17 protein-coding genes are annotated in these 19,116 nt (G+C 34.4%); 11 read left to right on the top strand and 6 right to left on the bottom strand.

The features are described 5' to 3' along the window. On the top strand, nt 1-200 hold a 200-nt coding region (locus ACP6PL_RS10760; RefSeq protein ID WP_426545252.1), incomplete at its 5' end, for a hypothetical protein. Nucleotides 201-218: 18 nt separating this feature from the next. Here the strand turns inward: ACP6PL_RS10760 and ACP6PL_RS10755 are convergent. After that, nucleotides 219-764, bottom strand: coding sequence for a TetR/AcrR family transcriptional regulator (locus ACP6PL_RS10755; protein WP_426545251.1), 546 nt, complete (start codon nt 762-764; stop codon nt 219-221). A 116-nt stretch (nt 765-880) separates the two neighbouring features. On the opposite strand from ACP6PL_RS10755, the gene ACP6PL_RS10750 reads away from it, so the two are divergent. Next, nucleotides 881-1,480: a glutathione S-transferase family protein gene (locus ACP6PL_RS10750; protein WP_426545250.1), complete on the top strand. Its 600-nt coding sequence runs from the start codon at nt 881-883 to the stop codon at nt 1,478-1,480. 183 nt (nt 1,481-1,663) lie between these two features. After that, nucleotides 1,664-2,272 carry a pyridoxamine 5'-phosphate oxidase family protein gene (locus ACP6PL_RS10745; RefSeq protein ID WP_426545249.1) on the top strand — a complete coding sequence of 203 codons (609 nt, stop codon included), beginning with the start codon at nt 1,664-1,666 and terminating at the stop codon, nt 2,270-2,272. A gap of 650 nt (nt 2,273-2,922) precedes the next feature. Here ACP6PL_RS10745 and ACP6PL_RS10740 read toward each other — a convergent pair. Next, nucleotides 2,923-4,293, bottom strand: coding sequence for a glutaredoxin family protein (locus ACP6PL_RS10740; RefSeq protein WP_426545248.1), 1,371 nt, complete (start codon nt 4,291-4,293; stop codon nt 2,923-2,925). Between the two features lie 929 nt (nt 4,294-5,222). Here ACP6PL_RS10740 and ACP6PL_RS10735 point away from each other — a divergent pair. From ACP6PL_RS10735 to ACP6PL_RS10720, 4 genes are all read left to right on the top strand, one after another. Further along, nucleotides 5,223-5,543: a hypothetical protein gene (locus ACP6PL_RS10735; protein WP_426545247.1), complete on the top strand. Its 321-nt coding sequence runs from the start codon at nt 5,223-5,225 to the stop codon at nt 5,541-5,543. Between the two features lie 45 nt (nt 5,544-5,588). Beyond that, on the top strand, nt 5,589-6,449 hold the full coding sequence (locus ACP6PL_RS10730) for a hypothetical protein (protein ID WP_426545246.1): 861 nt from the start codon (nt 5,589-5,591) through the stop codon (nt 6,447-6,449). An 86-nt stretch (nt 6,450-6,535) separates the two neighbouring features. Further along, nucleotides 6,536-6,790 carry a SemiSWEET transporter gene (locus ACP6PL_RS10725; protein ID WP_426545245.1) on the top strand — a complete coding sequence of 85 codons (255 nt, stop codon included), beginning with the start codon at nt 6,536-6,538 and terminating at the stop codon, nt 6,788-6,790. A gap of 201 nt (nt 6,791-6,991) precedes the next feature. Further along, entirely contained in the window at nt 6,992-8,611 is a 1,620-nt protein-coding gene (locus ACP6PL_RS10720; RefSeq protein ID WP_426545244.1) for a B12-binding domain-containing radical SAM protein, read from the top strand. 548 nt (nt 8,612-9,159) lie between these two features. Here the strand turns inward: ACP6PL_RS10720 and ACP6PL_RS10715 are convergent. After that, nucleotides 9,160-10,212, bottom strand: a complete 1,053-nt coding sequence (locus ACP6PL_RS10715) for a DUF3466 family protein (RefSeq protein ID WP_426545243.1) — start codon at nt 10,210-10,212, stop codon at nt 9,160-9,162. 1,109 nt (nt 10,213-11,321) lie between these two features. On the opposite strand from ACP6PL_RS10715, the gene ACP6PL_RS10710 reads away from it, so the two are divergent. After that, nucleotides 11,322-11,771 carry an SRPBCC family protein gene (locus tag ACP6PL_RS10710; RefSeq protein ID WP_426545242.1) on the top strand — a complete coding sequence of 150 codons (450 nt, stop codon included), beginning with the start codon at nt 11,322-11,324 and terminating at the stop codon, nt 11,769-11,771. A 437-nt stretch (nt 11,772-12,208) separates the two neighbouring features. On the opposite strand, the gene ACP6PL_RS10705 is transcribed toward ACP6PL_RS10710, so the two are convergent. Both ACP6PL_RS10705 and ACP6PL_RS10700 read right to left on the bottom strand, forming a co-directional pair. Continuing rightward, nucleotides 12,209-12,895, bottom strand: a complete 687-nt coding sequence (locus ACP6PL_RS10705) for a DUF2834 domain-containing protein (RefSeq protein ID WP_426545241.1) — start codon at nt 12,893-12,895, stop codon at nt 12,209-12,211. A gap of 118 nt (nt 12,896-13,013) precedes the next feature. Then, nucleotides 13,014-13,382 carry a metal-sensing transcriptional repressor gene (locus tag ACP6PL_RS10700; protein WP_426545240.1) on the bottom strand — a complete coding sequence of 123 codons (369 nt, stop codon included), beginning with the start codon at nt 13,380-13,382 and terminating at the stop codon, nt 13,014-13,016. A 79-nt stretch (nt 13,383-13,461) separates the two neighbouring features. Between ACP6PL_RS10700 and ACP6PL_RS10695 the strand changes: the two genes are divergently transcribed. Then, the gene (locus ACP6PL_RS10695; protein ID WP_426545239.1) at nt 13,462-14,676 is read left to right on the top strand and encodes an HhoA/HhoB/HtrA family serine endopeptidase; all 1,215 of its coding nucleotides are present in this window, start codon (nt 13,462-13,464) and stop codon (nt 14,674-14,676) included. 428 nt (nt 14,677-15,104) lie between these two features. Here ACP6PL_RS10695 and ACP6PL_RS10690 read toward each other — a convergent pair whose 3' ends face one another. Then, nucleotides 15,105-15,509 carry a transposase gene (locus ACP6PL_RS10690; RefSeq protein WP_426545238.1) on the bottom strand — a complete coding sequence of 135 codons (405 nt, stop codon included), beginning with the start codon at nt 15,507-15,509 and terminating at the stop codon, nt 15,105-15,107. Nucleotides 15,510-15,920: 411 nt separating this feature from the next. Between ACP6PL_RS10690 and ACP6PL_RS10685 the strand changes: the two genes are divergently transcribed. Together ACP6PL_RS10685 and ACP6PL_RS10680 are read left to right on the top strand one after the other, a co-directional pair. Then, nucleotides 15,921-16,115, top strand: a complete 195-nt coding sequence (locus tag ACP6PL_RS10685) for a transposase family protein (RefSeq protein ID WP_426545253.1) — start codon at nt 15,921-15,923, stop codon at nt 16,113-16,115. A gap of 554 nt (nt 16,116-16,669) precedes the next feature. Then, nucleotides 16,670-18,775, top strand: a complete 2,106-nt coding sequence (locus ACP6PL_RS10680; RefSeq protein ID WP_426545237.1) for an amylo-alpha-1,6-glucosidase — start codon at nt 16,670-16,672, stop codon at nt 18,773-18,775. Nucleotides 18,776-19,116 lie beyond the last annotated feature (341 nt).

Genomic DNA, 19,116 nt, shown 5'->3' with positions numbered 1-19,116 from the left:
TTTTAACCAGAGGTAATTATCAATTATCCATTATCAATTATCAATTAATGAAAGTAGTTTTCAGATCGATCAATCACACAAGTACAAAGTATTTTTTGACTCCTGAATCCCAAAATATTTTGTGGTTTACTCAAACTAAAAATACTGTAAAGTTGGTGCATCTGTCGGATAAAATTAATTTGCAACCAGAGAAAAATTAATTTTATTTCAAGACTAAATTATTTGCCTAACAACGTTTTTGGTAATTCTGCCAAAGTCCTTTTAAATGGACTGTTATTATTGAGAACTTTAGTTAATATTAATGCTCCCTGGACTTGAATAATTGCATCTTCTGACCTTTGACGAGCTTGTTGTGCCTCAATCCCCGCTTCTATTAAGACTTGGCTTAAAGTATCTATCCATATCATTAAACTGTTCTGAATTTGGCTATTAAATAGGTCTTGCGCTTCCCCTACTGATAATACTGACCACAAACAAGTTTCTTGGCCTTCAGAGTAAAATTCGCTGATTTTTTGGCTCATAGCTATAATTCTTTCTTCTGGTTGGCCATCAGATTGTAATGGTTTTAATACCGTAGTTTTAAACCAGTTATTGGCATATTCTAAAACTGCTTCTCCCATTTCTACTTTCCCACCGGGGAAGTAGTGGTAAAGGCTGGCTTTTCCTAATCCTGTGGCTTTTGATAGTTTGGCTAATGTGGTCCCTTCATATCCATATTGCCGAAATACTTGGATTAATTTGGCGATCGCTTGTTCTTTGGACATAAAAAAATTTTTTCTGATATTCTCTTGACATTCTACCGAACGTTCAGTACATTAAAAGTATACCGAATGTTCGGTTCAAAATTTATTGTTCTCAAGCACCATCTTAGGAAAATCAAATGATTAAACTATATAACCACGAACTATCTGGCAATGCTTATAAAGTACAACTAATGCTATCGCTTTTAGGATTAGAATATGAACTTGTCCGCGTCGATCTAATGAAAGGCGAACACAAAAGCCCCGAATTCTTGCAACTCAACCCCTTTGGGCAAATACCAGTGCTAACAGATGGGGATATAGTGCTACAAGATGCTCAAGCAATTTTAGTTTACTTAGCACGACGCTATGGTAATGAAGACTGGTTGCCATTGGATGCGGAACCGATGAGTAGAGTTATGCGGTGGTTGTCAACAGCAACAAGTGAAATTCGTCAGGGAGTAGAGCACGCTAGACTTTATTATCTGTTTAATGCCGAAAGTATCAATATTGAAACTGCAACTCAGAAATCAGAGAATATTCTGAAAATTCTCGATCAACACTTGTCAGAAAATAATTGGCTGGCATTAGATCGCCCGACTATTGCAGATGTTGCTTGTTTTCCGTATGTGGCGTTGGCATCCGATGGTAAAATTTCTCTAGAGGGGTACCCTAATGTTCAGGCTTGGATTGAAAGAATTAAGCAGTTGCCTGGTTTTGTCGGTATGACTGGTATTTAGTGATACTATTCTTTTGTCATTGTGACTGAAACGGAGTGAAAGCAAGCAATCTCTTAAAATGAGTGTTTCTTTTTGCCTTGTCAAAACGGTTATGGCGACTGAAACTGATTGCAAGATTTGCCAATGATTCTGTTAGGAAGGCAATCTCAGAATTTGTTACATATTTTAAGTGGGAAAAAAATCATGGCTCGCAAATTTACTGAAATCGCATTTACACCTGCTGTCAAAGAACTTCAGGAACGTTACGGATCGCGGCAAATGTACGAACGGTTTGCTGAGACTGGGGTAACTAATGATACCATTACACCAGAAATAGCAGAGTTTATACAGCAACGTGATAGTTTTTATCTGGGAACGGTGAATTCTAATAATTGGCCTTATATTCAGTTTCGGGGAGGGCCTCGTGGTTTCTTGAAAGTATTGGATGAGAAGACTTTGGGCTTTGCTGATTTTGCCGGAAACTGTCAATACATCAGTATTGGAAATTTATCTGAGAATGATCGGGTATTCTTGTTTTTGATGGATTATGCCAACCGTCGTCGTTTAAAAATTTGGGGGCGTGCAAAGGTTGTTTATGATAACCAGGAGTTAATGCAGCAGTTGAGCGAACCTGAATATAATGCCAAGGTTGAGCGTGCATTTATCATTACTGTGGAAGCTTGGGATCGAAATTGTCCGCAGCATATTCCGATACGTTATTCTGAGACTGAAGTAGCAGAAATGATGGCACCATTACAAGCACGCATTAAGGAATTGGAGGTACAGTTGAATTTAGGTAAATCTGTTGAGTAAGTTGAGTGTTATAAGAAACCGGGTTTATAGGAGATAGATTTCAGTATATGGGCATTTCATATAAACCCGGTTTCTCTGCTTTACTTATACTGACATTGGAAGTATAATCATAAATCACATCGTTAAAGTTACTAGCGTAAAGGTAATCTGCCTTGTTTTCACCAGTAATCTCCCTCGTAAGTTTGAGCATTTATAGTAGTTATTGCCGAATGTCTAACTCTATTATTGAGCCTACTATGAATCAACTGCCTAGAAATTACGCTCAACTGATTTTTGCTATCAAAGAAGCGATCGCCTCTTTTTTGAGTATTTCTCCTTGAGGGAAATTTTTCGCTCTCCTTACTCAACAAGGCGATCGCTATCAATTGTTATCAAAATAATTGGGTTGTACAACGCTGCCTTTGAAGGCGAAATGTTTTTGGAGAGTTGTTCAAAATCCCTGTTATATCAAGTCCGGTAGCATCAGTCTTGTAAGATAAGGGCAAGGAAGAAGGAAAAAAAAAGACTTTATTTATTTAGGAAAGAAGGCTTGAGTTAAATTTATTGTAGATATTCACACTCTTGTTTACACAAACGATACCAGCAGACATTATATTACAAAAACAACTCCTGATGTCGTTATCCCACACTTTTATAATGCACTCCCGAATTTAGCCTAAAGTTAAAAATTCTGGCTTGAAGATCATCACCAATCCAAAAAAAAGCATGAATGTTCCCCCGATGAGCTTAAGTATTCTTCCCTGACTTTCACTCAGTCTTGAGGATTTGAAGGAATAAATAAAGTTCAATAAAATTGCTAGGAGAGGAATAATATAGATTAAAGCATAAATTCCTGTCCAGAATGAAAAACAAAGCCAAATATTTTCTTGGCAGTATTGAATCAAGGTTGTCATGTAAACTGCGGGAAGAATGGCAGTACATCCTAATTCGACAATGTTGACAAAAATAGCTAATAAAATTGTCCCGCCCAAGGCAGCTAAAAACGTTTTCCTACTACTCTGGGAATTTTGTAGTTTACGAGCAATTTCCCTCGCTTTTTTACTAATAGATAACTGCTGTTTTTCAGATAGGGAAAGAGAAAATGCTTGTTTAAAAAAGAAGTAATCTTTAATATTAATTAATCCTGCTAAAGTAATAATTCCTCCTAGTACGAGCATAAAGATAGTTCCATATTTGTCAAAAAATACAGAACCCACCAGAATCATAATCATAATAAACAGAAAATACATCACCCCTGAAGTAGCCACAAAGGTAGAACCAATCAGTGTCATATCTCTCCTGCTTTTGGTATAACTCAGCAATGACAAGAGAATAATTAGGACAGTAAAAGCACAAGGATTAAAGCCATCAGCTAGAGCAATTGTAGATACAAATAAGGGAAAGGGAAGTTCTTGAGCAAATTGTTTAATAATGGCATCTGGGGTGAAGGTAATAAAGAAAAATAAGCTGACAATAATCGTAGCAATTAATCCGCCAAACCAATATCTTTTTCTTTGCTCATTATTGAGTTTTTTGTTAAGCAGTGGATAGCTGCATAAATATAAAATTGGCAAGAAAATAATATACCAGGGAAGTTGAATTGGTTTGTCTCTTCCTGGAATATTAACGATGTATCCTAATTCTGTTTCTATGGCTTGAATAATTTGGTTTTGGTAGCCGATATAACCCTTATATACAGGATTATATTCCAATTCTCCCTCGGTTTCGCTATAACCAATAAAATTTTTGTCGCCAATAAATGTTCTGGGAACTGCTTGAGAAGGAATCTGATATTGTGCCAGAAATTCTCGCCATATTTTGGGATTTTGACTTACCTCAAATGAATTAACTTTAACCTCTTCATTCTGTCGATCGATATATTCCATTAGAGGTTTCTGTTTAGCACAATGGGGACAGGTTTGGGAGTAAAAGAAATAGACATCTAATCCCTTTTCTGCCGCTTGAGCTATGGGAGCAAAAATAGTCAAACTGACAAGCAGGATGAGCACCAACAAGATTTTGAAGATATATTTCGCCTTCATTTTCTAAATTTTTAGTGGTGTTATTAAAGTGTTGTTATGTTGTGACTCTGTTGAAGTTAGCCTGTCTGTCAATAACTAAACCAAGTTGTTGCTCTTATTCGTCCACAGGTAGTAAATTATCCCTGGAAAAATTAAGCACATAAAGTATATATTAATTAGTTTGCTCAATATTTTGGAGTAATTTTAAAAATTAATACAAATACTTATAATTAGATTAAATACTAAAAATAATGCTACTTATTAATCTCCGATTTCCCTTTGATACTTAATTAATAAAGTTATGACAAGTAGGAGCTTTTACTAAAAATGATAATTTTGTTACAAATAAAAAGGTTGGTTGATTTTGTCAATCTCTTATTGATCAGAACTTTTATAATTGGTCAAGATCAATAATTATCAGTTTTAATTAGTTAAAAGAACAATCTTCTATGGATAAATACGAATAGGAAATTCAGGTGCAAAATGTTTCTCTTCTCAAGTCTAAGTATCAAGCAACTAAAGATGAAGATTCATCTATTTTAAGTTTTCTATATCTCATACTTAAAAAAGTTGATTTAAGCATTTCAATTACATACATATAATTTCAATACTTATAAGCAAATCAACTTTTTGAAACTATCAAACTAATTCAGTTAGAGCAATACAAGAAAATAGATGAATATGAAAATAAGCCAACTTAATCTCGGGGGTATATAATACCAATACCCAAAAGTAATGCTATACTTTATTTACACTTCAGCTATTAAGTAATTAATACAGTATAAATCACTTTTGTGCAAAATTAAGGTGATTTAATGTTCATTATTCTTCTTTTTACTTCTCCTCAAATCCCCTATTCCTCTACTCCATTGCTCAAGTAAATATAGATTTTTTTTGAGAAACGGTATAATAGTTAAGGAAGCAAAAACAATTATTTAGGAGGTAGCTTAATGATCAATGATAATCCTTTTTTATTTTCAAATGAAACTAATGAAACTATTTTTGATTTGATTAGCCGAAGAGAAAAAGAGCTAGAAAATGAATTAATGGAACTTGATGGCGAGCGTTTATTAAAGACAAGTCTTGAGGATTGGTGCAATTATTTTGAAAATAAATATAAATCTGATATTCCCAAAATACTACAAGAGAATATTGAAAGAAGTGATTCTGAAGAAGTCACTTTAAAAGACTATGATTTTGGAATAAATACATCAGTAAAAGGTACTAAAATTACTTACTATGTTCCCTTTCAAGGAGACTCATATTTTTGATGTTATCAACCTTCTTGTTATAGTACCCTACCTCCTTATGGTAGAGTGAAAGGAAACGAAATTGTAATAAGTTATAAAATACATGATTCTAATGAACAATCTGCTTTAAAACTAGAATTTGAGAGATTTTTAAGTCAGATTAATAGTTATTTAGAGCAAATGTCAAAAGATTTAGCTTCTTTTGAAATGTCAATCAAAGAAAAATTTATCTCTAAATTAGAAAATCGCCGTAAAAAATTGTTAAATGACCAAAAACTTGTTGAATCTTTAGGCTTTCCTCTGAGGCGTAACCCTAATACTTCTAAAACTTATTCTGTGCCTTTTACTAAAAAAAATAAAGTTCCGCCTCCCTTAGAAAATAAAGGAATCGTTGAATCAGAGCCAACTTTAGATATAGAAGACTACGATGAGATTCTTTCTATAATTTATAATATGGCATTGGTAATGGAAAGAAGTCCTGAAGCTTTCAAAAATATGAAGGAAGAAAATATTAGAGACCATTTTTTAGTTCAACTCAATGGTCAATATAAAGGAAAAGCATCTGGTGAAACATTTAACAATCAAGGAAAAACAGATATTTTAATCAGAGAAAATGGTAAAAATATTTTTATTGCTGAATGTAAATTTTGGCATGGAGAAAAGGAGTTTCAAGATGCTATAAATCAATTGTTGGGTTACACTTCATGGCGAGACACCAAAACAGCTCTCTTAATATTCAATAAAAATAAAAATTTTACTTCTGTTGTTAAAAAAATTAAGGAAATTACAAAGCATCATCCGAACTATTTAAAAGAGTTAACTTATGCCCATGAAACAGAAACAGGTTGTCGCTTTATTTTGCATCACCAATATGATGTTTATCGTGAGCTAATTTTAACAATCTTAGCTTTTAACATACCTCAGTAAATATAGTATATACTTGTCAATAATTCATGGCTAATAGCTGATAGCTGATAGCTGAATAATTTAGATCACAATTATTGGTATTTATTATGAACTTAGTAACAATTCTAGGACTACTAGCAGGCACTTTCACAACTATTTCATTTTTACCTCAAGTTATCAAAACTTGGAAAACTCGCTCGACAAAAGATATCTCCCTAGAAATGTTTGTTATTTTTTGTTCAGGTGTATTGCTTTGGATAATTTACGGCATTATTATTCAAAATTTACCAATAATTTTTACTAACGTTGCTACCTTGAGTTTAGCTTCACCAATTTTATTTTTTAAACTTAAGTACAAATAGTTAAGATGGTGTCACGGGAGTTAAAAGCAAAAATCAAAAGTAAAAAGTAAAATTTTATAGGCTCAAATAACGGATAACTGTTATGGCAAAATCCAAGTCTCCTCTAACTACAAAAAAAGTTAGGGTAGCAGTATTTTTTGAAACTGGTATTATAAACTTATGACTAATAACTGATCACTGATAACTGATAACTGTTTAAATATGTCTGTTAATCTATTTAATACTGAAAATTTACTCTTCACTCCAGCTATCCCTGAATCTAATGCTATTCCCATTATTTTTGCTTTTCCTAATGAATATAGTGTGGGTATAACTAGCCTTGGTTATCAGATTGTTTGGGCAACTTTAGCAATCCGTTCCGATCTACAAGTTAGTCGTTTATTTACTGATATTAATGAATCTCTTCCACAACAAGCAGAATTATTAGGTTTTTCTCTTTCCTGGGAACTTGATTATGTCAATATTTTAAGTATTCTAGAGTCTCTGGAAATTCCAATTAGAGCTAAAAATCGTTCAGGCAAAAATCATCCTATAGTATTTGGTGGCGGACCTGTTTTAACAGCTAACCCAGAACCTTTTGCTGATTTTTTTGATGTAATTTTGTTGGGAGATGGAGAAAATTTATTGGGGGATTTTATTGATGCTTATCAAGAAGTTAGAGGTGCCGAAAAACAAGAACAATTAAAATATTTAGCTAAAGTACCTGGGGTTTATATTCCTAGTCTTTATGAAGTAATTTATGAAAGTGGTGATGGTGTGATTAAATCTATTGAACCTATAGATAAAGATATTCCTCCTGTGGTGCAAAAACAAACTTATCGAGGTAATACTTTATCTGCTTCAACTGTGGTTACTGAAAAGGCAGCTTGGGAAAATATTTTTATGGTAGAAGTTGTGAGAAGTTGCCCGGAAATGTGTCGTTTTTGTTTGGCAAGTTATCTGACTTTACCCTTTAGAAGTGCTAGTTTAGAAGGGTCTCTTATTCCTGCAATTGAAAAGGGATTAACTGTGACAAAACGTTTGGGTTTATTGGGTGCTTCGGTAACTCAACATCCAGAATTTAACAGTTTATTAGATTATTTGAATCAGCCAAAATATGATGATATTCGGTTGAGTATTGCATCGGTTAGAACAAATACAGTCACAGAAAAGCTGGCAAAAATTTTAGCGAGTCGAGATACAAAGTCAATTACAATTGCTGTGGAAAGTGGGAGCGATCGCCTGCGCAAAATCATTAATAAAAAGTTGGCAAATGAGGAAATTATTGAAGCTGCTATTAATGCTAAAGCTGGTGGTTTGAAAGGAATAAAATTTTATGGAATGGTAGGTTTACCCGGAGAAGAGGAAGAAGATTTAGATGCAACTATGAAGATGATGTTGGCTTTAAAAAAAGCTGCTCCTGGTTTAAGGTTAAGTTTGGGTTGTAGCACTTTTGTGCCGAAGTCTCATACTCCTTTTCAATGGTTTGGGGTAAATTCTCAGTCAGAAAAAAGGTTAAAGTTTTTGGAGAAAAAATTACGTTCAAAGGGGATAGATTTTCGTCCAGAAAGTTATAAATGGTCGGTAATTCAAGGGTTAATTTCTAGAGGGGATAGAAGGTTGTCTCATTTGTTAGAATTGGTCAGAAATTATGGGGATTCTTTGGGTAGTTATAAAAGGGCTTTTAAGGACTTGCGTGGGGAGTTACCAGAGTTGGATTTTTATGTTTTTAATGATTGGGAATTAGAACAAGTTTTGCCTTGGAATCATATTCAAGGTCCTCTACCTGTGGCAACTTTGAAGAAGCATTTGGCTGAGGCTACTGCTTTGTTTAAAAATTAAATAATTTCGTAAGCATTCAGCTATTAGCTATCAGCAATAAGATGTTGTTTTTAAGGATAGGGTTGAAATGAAGACTTTAAGATCAAATAAACCGACTCTATGTAGTAATATTTAATTCTGGTTCAATTAATATAGCTTTGAACAGGCATCAAAAGCAATAGCTGATACTTGATGGCTGAATACTTAACATAATCTCTGTTTTATATGATTGAATTAGTAATTAATTTTTATCATTGCTCTAAGATTAATTTCTAGAGGAAATAGAAAGTAATATTGTTTCCTAGAGTGAGAAATTATAGACATTATTTATAATCATTAAGAATCGCCTATTTTATATTACTAAAAATAGGCGATTCTTATGAAGTTTATTTATTTCAATGTTGAACGAAGCACCCACACAAAATTGATGACCTACTCTAATTATCTGTAAATATTGCACTAAAATAGTTTCAATTAAAGAAAAATGTGCAATTATTTTTCTTTAGCTACTTGTATCAAAACTGCTTGATTTAAACAGAACAAAAATTCTCTAATGACAATTTGTGAGCTCAAGAAATAGGTGTCAATAAAAAAGCATGACGACTTTGAGCTTTATTTCCCCATCCAACAATTTGCCCATGATTATTAATAGCTCGTGCTTCTCTGAGAATCCAAGGATCATTAGTATCAATCAAATCATTTAGGTCTTGCATTTTATTAACACTATCCCAAATAAAAGCTTTTCTACCCCATAATTCTTTCTCTAGGTCTATTATCCTATCAGAATATCCCACTATTAGACCAGAATTATTGATACTATTAGCTTCGCTATCAAAAAATTGTAAATCGACATTACCAGAAATAGTACCTAGGTCTTGAAATTTGTTACTGCCATTCCATAAAAAAGCCCGGTTATTATCTTCAGGTACAGCATAAAAACCAACTACTTGACCAGACATATTAATATCTGAACCTAAAAAACCTGGTAATTCTTGGACACCTTTGTTACTATTCCAAACAAAAGCTTTGACCATTAAATCTGAGGAAAGAGAATAGCCTACTACTTCACCAGAATTATTAATACTATATGCAATGCTTTCTATCTCACTTCCATTATTAATATACTCCATACCATGTTTGCTATCCCAAACAAAAGCTTTTCTATTACCATCACTGGAGATAGCACAGCCTACCACCTGACCAAAATTATTAATGCCATAAGCCTCACTGAAATTATCACTTTCAGCATTAATATCTTGAAAACCTTTTGTCTGATCCCAAATAAAAGCTTTCCGTTGACCACTATCAGATACAAAATATCCTACTACTTGACCATAGTCATTAATACTATAGGCACAGGTAGAGGTATTGCTAAGAGTATAAATATCTTCCATCCCTTTGGTAGGAGTCCAGATAAAAGCTCTCCGTTGTCCGCTACTGGTAATTGAATAACCAACTATTTGAGCAGAGTCGTTGATATCTTTGGCTACACACAAATGGCCACCAAGTGTACCTAAGTCAGTCAGTACATAACTAGAGGCAGCAGTAGCAGTATTCGATTTTGTTACAGTTAAGTTCTGTAATTCTGATGATACTTGGGTTAGTTGCGTTTTTTGAGTCATGGATTTAGATGAAGTCATAGTAATTTGGGTCTTGCATAAAGTAAAGTGTGGAAGTTTTTTAGCTTTGCTTGAGTGTTGTTAACTTAATTCTGATTATCAGTGGATTTCTGGATGAATAGCGATAATGTGCATGAATTGCCACAAAAAATTATTCTGTTGTTATGGACGTGCAAAAAAATACAAATATGTATTTGTATTTGATTTCTAATGCCCATTTTCATGCTTATCGAAAATCTCCCACAGCTAAATCACTCCTTGTAAATGGAACTACTTGATTACTTATCCCACACTTGACTGATGCACTACTGTAATTTGCAATTTATTAATGGATTTGTTTCCATTTACGTTTCATTGTTTATAAAACAAGAAAAAAATAGGTAATTACGTTTGACTTCATCAGAAATCAGCCGTTTCTATTAGTATGTGTTGATACATTATGATTTGCACCCATCAAGATTTTCTAGTTAACAGTTAAACCATTCAACTTGATAAACATCATAAATTAAGAAAAGCTTTACTGACACATTTTCTCAGTATTTTTACCGAATCTTCATCAAACTAGCAATTATTTTGAAGAATCTTTACCAAATCTTTATAATATAATTAGGAAAAATCCCTGTTTTATTTAAGGTAGTCCTTTGATCATAGTTATTTACTATGATATCTAGGGAAAATTAGAAATAGAACAGGGAACAGAATCTGAGTCTTAAATGAATAGTATTTACAAAATTATTGGATTTTGTCGAGGAAAAATCACTACTTGTAGAACGCTGCCTAAATTATATAAATGTGCAATGTTTCTACCGTCATAATTTAAAATAGCCTCTAAATTAGCCATTGGAATCAGAATTTATACATTATTAAACCCGGAAAAATTTGAGTTTATGTGAGGATCAAAATTCAAATGTATAAAGTATATGTCAATCACACCGAAATAATGGGGAGCTTTTATGCACAATAATTAGAAATATTTCTGTTTTTTCAGCACATACTTTACAGCATCTTTATAATTTCACTAAAAAAATATCTAAATTTTAAAGATTTAGTAAATTTGTAAATAAAAATACAGTCTAAAAGCAATAATTGTGAAGTAGACAAAGGATTGAAAAATGTTGCATTTTCGCTATTCAACCTCGATCAATGCTCCAGTTGAGGTGGTTTGGAATTTCCACGAACGTTCGGATATTTTGCAAATACTTACCCCACCTTGGCAACCAGTCCAAATTATTCGTCGTCAAGGTGGACTTGAAATAGGTGCCATATCAGAATTTATGATTTGGCTCGGTCCAATTCCTGTGAAATGGGTGGCTATGCATACAGAGTATGAAAAATATAGTCTGTTTACTGATGAACAGACAGAAGGCCCAATGGCCAGTTGGACTCATCGTCATCAGTTTAGTGAGGAAGATGGTCAGACTAGGTTGACTGATGCGATCGCATTTTCTTTGCCTGGGGACTGGTTGGCAGAATCTTTTTTAGGTTGGTGGGTAGACTCTCGACTGGAGGATATGTTTCGGTATAGACATGATGTGACAAAACGGGAATGTGAAAAAAGTTAAATACTACAGAGAGTTGGGAAGTGGGGAGTAGGGGAGTAGGGAAACTCACAAGTTTCCACATCTGATTAATTTACCGAATAAATAATTAATAATTAGAGCTAACCGATTAAATCTTAAAGGATCTACAGACAAAGGTTGTAGCCTTTTTTTTTGAAAAAGTACCTAGGGCTTGCTAAAAAAGTATTTTTAGTATTTTTAGTAGTCAATAGTCAGTAGTCACTAGAAATGTCGATTACAAACGATTTAGTCGGATATATTTATCCCTAAATTTTTCCGCTGTTGTTTGCTCAAAACCATCACTTTTTCATCTATTGATAGCTAAAAGCTGGCTCTTTTAGATCACAAAAATGCTACTTACCTTTATCTATAAATTCTTTCAGAATATTCAATTCCGTTAAAGTTTTAAGCAGAGGTAATTATCAATTATCAATTATTAATTATCCATTAATGAAAGTAGCTTGTTGTTGGTCTAATGTTGTGGAAGTTTCTACTACTAATAATAGAGGGGAACGCACAGACAAATAAATTAACGGACCTAAAAGTGGAACTAATGCTACCCAATACCAAATATTTTTTTCCATTCCTCGCCTACTCATATCATCTTCTAATAAAGTGGGAAATAAGAGACACAACATACAAAAATCTAGACTCATTACATGAATAAATCTACTACTTTGCCATTGTTGAATAAAATCTACCCAGTCGCCATTTTTTAAACCGTATATTAATAGGATACTCGTACCTAATATTAAAATCATTCCCAACATCCGAGAATCTAAAATATTCAGAAATAAATTCTTTTTTCCAGAAAAATTTGGATTAGATTGACGCAATCCTAGATAGGGTAAAATAGCAAATGCTCCTACTCCAAATGATAATGTCGAAAATAACCATGCTGGTACTTTTTGTCCTCTACCATCAAAGAATAATAAAGAACTATAAATTAACGGCCAAATCCCCATGATATTGAATAGAGATATAATCAAAGGATTGATATTTTCCCATTCACCTGTTGACAATTTTTGGATTAATTCTAAAGTATCTGGTTGATCTGGGGGTGCAAGCAGAAAAGCATAAATACCAAACCCTATCCAAAGTAACCAAAAAGCTATGTTTTTCCACATAATAAGTTCTTTTAATAAAATTTTTTGTTAGAGATCTCCAGAAACTTCAACTATCAATGGATATTTCCAATAATAAAAAATAAAATCAATTATTTCCCCCTACTCCCTACTCCCTAATTTAAGGTAAAAATCGGTCTAAAGCAGACTTTAAAGCAGCAATTTCAACATCAATATCTCCATCTTGAGTTGCCCGAACAATACAATCAGATAAATGATTATCTAAAACCATACGAGCTACTCGGTCTAAAGCACCACGAACTGCAGCTATTTGTATCAAAACATCAGGGCAATTCCGATTATCTTTGATCATAGTTTTAATTCCTCTAACGTGCCCCTCAATTCTTGATAATCTATTAATCAGACTTTGTAGAGATTCTTCACTATGAACATGAGGATGAGCAGAAGAGTGATGGTGATGTTCGGAATTGGAATCTGTCTCAACTGTATCATTAGCTGGCTGTTTTTTTTGTTTGTCAGATATCACCATAAACTTATAGTATAATATTGGATTGTTGGGAATATTGTAACATCAAACCTACTAACTTAGTCAATCAAATATTAATGCTATGAGATTGTTAAATTTTTGTCGAATAACTACCAAAATCATTTCTCAATTATTGGCCATTATTATCGTTTTTACTTTTGTAGTTGCTTGTATACCAACAATACCAGCAATGGCTACTCCAAGACTATTTGCAGGGTTATCGAATCCTCATTTATTAGCATTGCAAGCTATTCCAGAGAATATCAATACTAGAAATAGTAATAGCTTTGTCACAGAAGCTGTCAATAAAGTTGGTGCAGCCGTGGTTAGAATTGACACGGAGCGACTAATTACTCGCCCTAATAATCCTTTTTTTGAAGACCCATTTTTTGAACGTTTCTTTGATGAAAATTTAAGAATTCAACCACCTTCACAAGAATTGTTAAAAGGTCAAGGTTCGGGTTTTATTGTTGACTCGAAAGGGATAATTTTAACCAATGCTCATGTAGTAGATAAAGCAGACAAAGTTACTGTCAGTTTAAATGATGGGAGACAGTTTATTGGAGAAGTAAAAGGAACTGATAAAGTTACAGATTTAGCAGTAGTTAAAGTCGAGACAAAAGGTGAAATTTTACCAGTAGCAGCTCTAGGTAATTCTGATTTAGTACAGGTAGGAGATTGGGCAATAGCAGTAGGAAATCCTCTAGGATTTAATAACACCGTTACTTTAGGAATTATTAGTACCTTGAAACGTCCGAGTTCAGCAGTAGGAATTCCTGATAAAAGATTAGATTTTATTCAAACTGATGCAGCAATTAATCCAGGAAATTCTGGAGGGCCGTTGTTGAACGATCAGGGTGAAGTAATTGGAATTAATACTGCAATTAGACCTGATGCTATGGGTATTGGTTTTGCTATTCCTATCAATAAAGCGAAAGAAATTAAAGATGTATTAGCTCGTGGAGAACAAGTACCTCATCCTTTTGTTGGTATTCAGATGATTACTCTAACTCCAGAAGTTGCTAAACAAAATAATAGCGACGCCAATTCTGTTTTAATGTTGCCAGAGGTAAAAGGAGTTTTAGTAACGAAAGTATTATCTAGTACTCCAGCAGAAAAATCGGGGATGCGGATAGGAGATGTAATTGTAGAAATTGATAATCAATCAATAGTTAGTGCCGAACAGTTACAGAGGAAAGTTGAAGATGGTGATGTAGGTGAAGAATTGCAATTCAAAATTCTGCGCAATGGTAGAGAACAAGAACTATTTGTTGTGAGCGGACAAATGAATTATTAGAATGTGGAAATAGTAGGGGCGGGTTCCACGTTAAATTAATGGTGTGACACTAAGAGTTAGTGAACCCGCCCCCTCCCCAATAACACAATAATAATCGCAGTCATTAGCTGCTGGCAGTGGTTTCAGTGCAGTAGGTTTGGTTTTGTTACCAACATTAAAAGGGGGAGGGCAACACAACATAAACAGTTTAGCGGGGCGGGTTCATCTAATCAAATTTTGATATTATTAATAGAGTTGTTGGACTTTGTTGCATGAAAGTGGCGATATAGCTGCCGCTAGGCTCCGCCAACGCAAATAATCCCACGGGAGGGGGAGACTAGATGTCTATTTGATAACTTTCGGGTTTACCATTCTGTATCATGGGGTTAAGTATAGTGCATTGAATGAATAACTCCACGGCTTGGTTGTCAAACAATCGCTTTCTCAACTTACCCCCAAGCTTTGAGTCTGAACATAGTAGTTTCTGATAGAGAACGCCTGTGGTAGCCACTTTCACCCTTCCACTTCTTTCGCCCACAGATACGAATGCGCCTCAAGTTTTCATCTCTAGGATGGGAAGTACCTCTACAGTTACCATGTTGCAAAATTACTGCGTTTTTTCGTGGCGCAATGGTGATTTTAGCTCCTTTCTGACGAGCTTTTTCATAGCAGTTGCACTTGTCGTATGCTCCATCACCCGATACTTGTGCTATTTCACCTTCTACTCCATCAAGCAAGTCACAGAACACTTGCTCGTCACTAATATCGTTGGTTGTTACTACAGCAGCAACTATTTCTCTTGTAGCTTCATTTACTCCTAGATGTAGTTTACCCCATGTCCTACGTTTACTCACATCTTGCACCTGACAAGACAAAGTTCCAAACCGTGTTCATAAAACCAGGGATTTAGTAACTTTAATTTTTTGATAAGGGAAAGGAGTAAAATCTGAGGTAATATCAAGTCACATAGAATTGATATTTGATAGTACAGAGCAGGATATTTTCAGGCTAAAAAATGATCAAAAACAGAAAAATATTACTCAGGAAAGCAAAAAAATCATACGTTTGAAAATCAGATAGTAATCACAGATAAGGGAGAAGAAATAGTGGATGTAATAGTAGGAGAAAGAGGTCCAGAGAGTGATATAAACTCCCAACAAAAAACAACAAAAAAAAATTGATAAAGAACAAAGATTTCAAGGAGATAAAGGGTATCAAGGTGAGGAAAGAGTTGACATGCCCAATAAAAAAAAAGAAACCAGAAAATTCCAGAAAAAGTAAAGAAAGAGAATCAACGAAAAGCTCAAAAAAGAATATTTGTAGAACATGTAATAATACTTATAAAAATATTTAGAGTGGCACGAGAAAGATTCAGATTAAAAGATAGTAATTATGAAAAAGTAATTTTAACAATATGTGGTTTAGTGAGGTTAAGAATAGGAGCGTTAATATTAACATAAATCATAACTTTAGTTCTGGTGAAAATCAATAAATAATCACATAAAAATGGTAAATAATTAACAATAACTATCTGTAATACTATAAATCCCATAAAAAATGACTATCTGGAGCAGGTGGCGTTGGCGGAGCCTAGCGGCAGCTACATCGCTACCTAAAAGATAGTTACAGTAAGTGCTTGATAATTTTTGGAGATGTCTAATAAGTATTCAACCGAATTTTATATAATTGAAGCGATCGCTAAAATCAAAAGCAACATCCAAAAAATGACCAGATTTTCATTCTCTAAAGCACCAACAAAAAAATTAATGTGAGGATAGAAAAAAAGTTGCATTCCTGAAAAATAAATCTGATAAAATAATTAATTCTACCTCATAAATGACTATTAAATCAATAAAAATTAAACTACCATAAAAAATATTCAGGTATAAGCGATCGCTCAAATTAAAAACGGAAAAAATCCTAGAGATAGTACCTCGATCAGCTCGATATGGTATAAAGAAGTCGGGTGACAACGAAAACCCTTGAACAACTATATATTCTAAGTAATATCTTTATGGTCATCAGTTTTGAACGAGAAAATTGTAGCAATCTCAATATAGCTGAATCACGGGAATGGTTAGTCACAAACGGAATAGGCGGTTACGCCTCTGGTACAATATCTAACCTCCTAACCCGTCGCTATCATGGACTACTCATAGCAACTCTCCAACCCCCATTAGGGCGTACTCTACTGCTAACAAAACTAGACGAAACTGCTGGATATAAAGAAGAAAGCTACCCCCTACATTGTAACCGTTGGGCCGATGGAACAATTAATCCAGAAGGTTACAAACACATAGAAAGCTTCTATTTAGAAAGCACAATAGCAGTATGGAAATTTTCATTTGCAGACGTAATTTTAGAGAAACGAATATGGATGGAGCAAGGGGAAAACACAACTTACATTCATTATAACCTGCTTAGTGGTAGCCAACCATTAAATTTAGCCATCAAAGCATTAGTCAACCATCGAGATCATCATCATAATACCTACGCCAATGATTGGCAGATCGACATTGACAAAACTAACAAAGGAGTATGTGTAAAATCTTTTCCTCAAGCCACACCCTTATATCTACTGACAAATCCCCAGATAGACGACAAAACCCTAGTATCTACACCTGCTAACGATTGGTATTACGGATTTAACCTAGCAGTAGAAAAATATCGGGGGCAACAGGAATTAGAAGACCACTTACACGCTCTCACATTTAATGCTCAATTAGAAGTAGGAAAATCTCTAACTATAGTTGCTAGTACGAAGGAAAATCCGACTACTAATGGTGAGCAAGCATTAGCATCTCGTCGTGCTTACGACCAGCAGATCATACAAAAATTTGCCACTGCTAAAACATCCCAACCAGAAGAAAAAAATCCAGTAGTGAAATTCTGGAAATCATTAACTGCTGGTTCATCCCAGACAAAACCTCAAGTTGCCAAACCAACGCCAGAATGGATAAACCAGTTAGTATTAGCAGGAAACAAATTTATAGTTGATCGCAAATCCCCAAAACATCCAGATGGCAAAACCATCATTGCAGGTTATCATTGGTTTGAAGACTGGGGACGCGACACAATGATTAGCTTACCTGGTTTAACCATCTGTACAGGGCAACTGAATGTAGCGCGTTCAATTCTAGAAACCTTTGCCAAATATGTCAATCAGGGAATGTTACCTAACCGCTTCCCAGACAGTGGTGCAACACCAGATTATAATACTGTAGATGCCACACTTTGGTATTTTGAAGCTATTCGTGCATACTATGAAGCAACCGAAGATGACCAATTATTAGTAGAATTATTCCCAGTCTTAGCAGAAATTATTGATTGGTATCGTCGAGGCACCCGTTACAATATCCAGTTAGATACTGATGATGGTTTAATTTATGCAGGTGAAACAGGTAGTCAACTTACTTGGATGGATGCGAAAGTAGGAGACTGGGTAGTGACACCGCGTATTGGGAAACCGATTGAAATTAGTGCTTTGTGGTACAATGCTTTGCAAATAATGGATAAGTTTGCCCAAAAGTTGGGTAAGAATAATTTAGATTATGAAAGGTTAGCAAGGTTGATTAAGGAAAAGGGTTTTGCTCGTTTCTGGAATCAAGAAGGTGGTTATTGTTACGATGTATTAGATACACCTAATGGTAATGATACTTCCTTACGGCCTAATCAAATATTTGCTTTATCATTGCCTGGAATGGGTAAATATAGTTACGCTCCCCTCCTGACAACAGAGCAAGAAAAACAAGTGATGGATATATGCACTCACAAGTTATTAACTCCTTATGGGTTGCGCAGTCTTGCTAGCGACGATCCAGAATATAAAGGTGTTTATGGAGGAGATATCTATCAACGAGATGGTGCTTATCATCAGGGTACTGTCTGGGGTTGGTTAATTGGTGCTTATGTTACAGCCCATTTAAGAATTTATAATAATCCAGCAAAAGCTGAGGAGTTATTGAAACCAATGGCAGAGCATTTAATGGTGCATGGTGTTGGTAGTATCAGTGAGATTTTTGATGGAAATGAACCGATGACTCCTCGTGGTTGTATTGCTCAAGCATGGAGTGTTGCAGAAGTTTTGCGAGGTTGGTCAGCGATTAATCAAGTTAGTTGAAATCAAATAGTGGAGGAGTCATATCCGATGGTTCGCCAAGCCAAGGATTGAAATCCTTGGCTAATAACTTAAGTCATCTTTAGATGACTAAGGAATGAGGATCAAATAATAGACTTGTCGCTAAATAGAGGAAAAAATCGCTCAAACTCAGGCAGAGTAATAATTCCAGGTATTTTAGAGTATTGATAGCTATAATCTTTACAGATCAAGGGTTTTGAGGATTTTTTAAGTTATAAAGCGACAAGTCTAATATCCACAATTTTTGGCTAGGAGTATTCCAGTGCGATACTGCTCTATAAAACCGATACAAAGCGTCACATAGCGTAACAATTTGATGTTTA

Source organism: Dapis purpurea BLCC-M126 (assembly GCF_050015975.1).
GTDB lineage: Bacteria > Cyanobacteriota > Cyanobacteriia > Cyanobacteriales > Microcoleaceae > Trichodesmium.
This window is presented reverse-complemented; position numbering and strand designations above follow the sequence as displayed.

Coding starts and splice junctions, on each gene's coding strand:
- ACP6PL_RS10755 (WP_426545251.1), bottom strand. CDS start 764: ATGTCCAAAGAACAAGCGATCGCCAAATTAATCCAAGTATTTCGGCAA.
- ACP6PL_RS10750 (WP_426545250.1), top strand. CDS start 881: ATGATTAAACTATATAACCACGAACTATCTGGCAATGCTTATAAAGTA.
- ACP6PL_RS10745 (WP_426545249.1), top strand. CDS start 1,664: ATGGCTCGCAAATTTACTGAAATCGCATTTACACCTGCTGTCAAAGAA.
- ACP6PL_RS10740 (WP_426545248.1), bottom strand. CDS start 4,293: ATGAAGGCGAAATATATCTTCAAAATCTTGTTGGTGCTCATCCTGCTT.
- ACP6PL_RS10735 (WP_426545247.1), top strand. CDS start 5,223: ATGATCAATGATAATCCTTTTTTATTTTCAAATGAAACTAATGAAACT.
- ACP6PL_RS10725 (WP_426545245.1), top strand. CDS start 6,536: ATGAACTTAGTAACAATTCTAGGACTACTAGCAGGCACTTTCACAACT.
- ACP6PL_RS10720 (WP_426545244.1), top strand. CDS start 6,992: ATGTCTGTTAATCTATTTAATACTGAAAATTTACTCTTCACTCCAGCT.
- ACP6PL_RS10715 (WP_426545243.1), bottom strand. CDS start 10,212: ATGACTCAAAAAACGCAACTAACCCAAGTATCATCAGAATTACAGAAC.
- ACP6PL_RS10710 (WP_426545242.1), top strand. CDS start 11,322: ATGTTGCATTTTCGCTATTCAACCTCGATCAATGCTCCAGTTGAGGTG.
- ACP6PL_RS10705 (WP_426545241.1), bottom strand. CDS start 12,895: ATGTGGAAAAACATAGCTTTTTGGTTACTTTGGATAGGGTTTGGTATT.
- ACP6PL_RS10700 (WP_426545240.1), bottom strand. CDS start 13,382: ATGGTGATATCTGACAAACAAAAAAAACAGCCAGCTAATGATACAGTT.
- ACP6PL_RS10695 (WP_426545239.1), top strand. CDS start 13,462: ATGAGATTGTTAAATTTTTGTCGAATAACTACCAAAATCATTTCTCAA.
- ACP6PL_RS10680 (WP_426545237.1), top strand. CDS start 16,670: ATGGTCATCAGTTTTGAACGAGAAAATTGTAGCAATCTCAATATAGCT.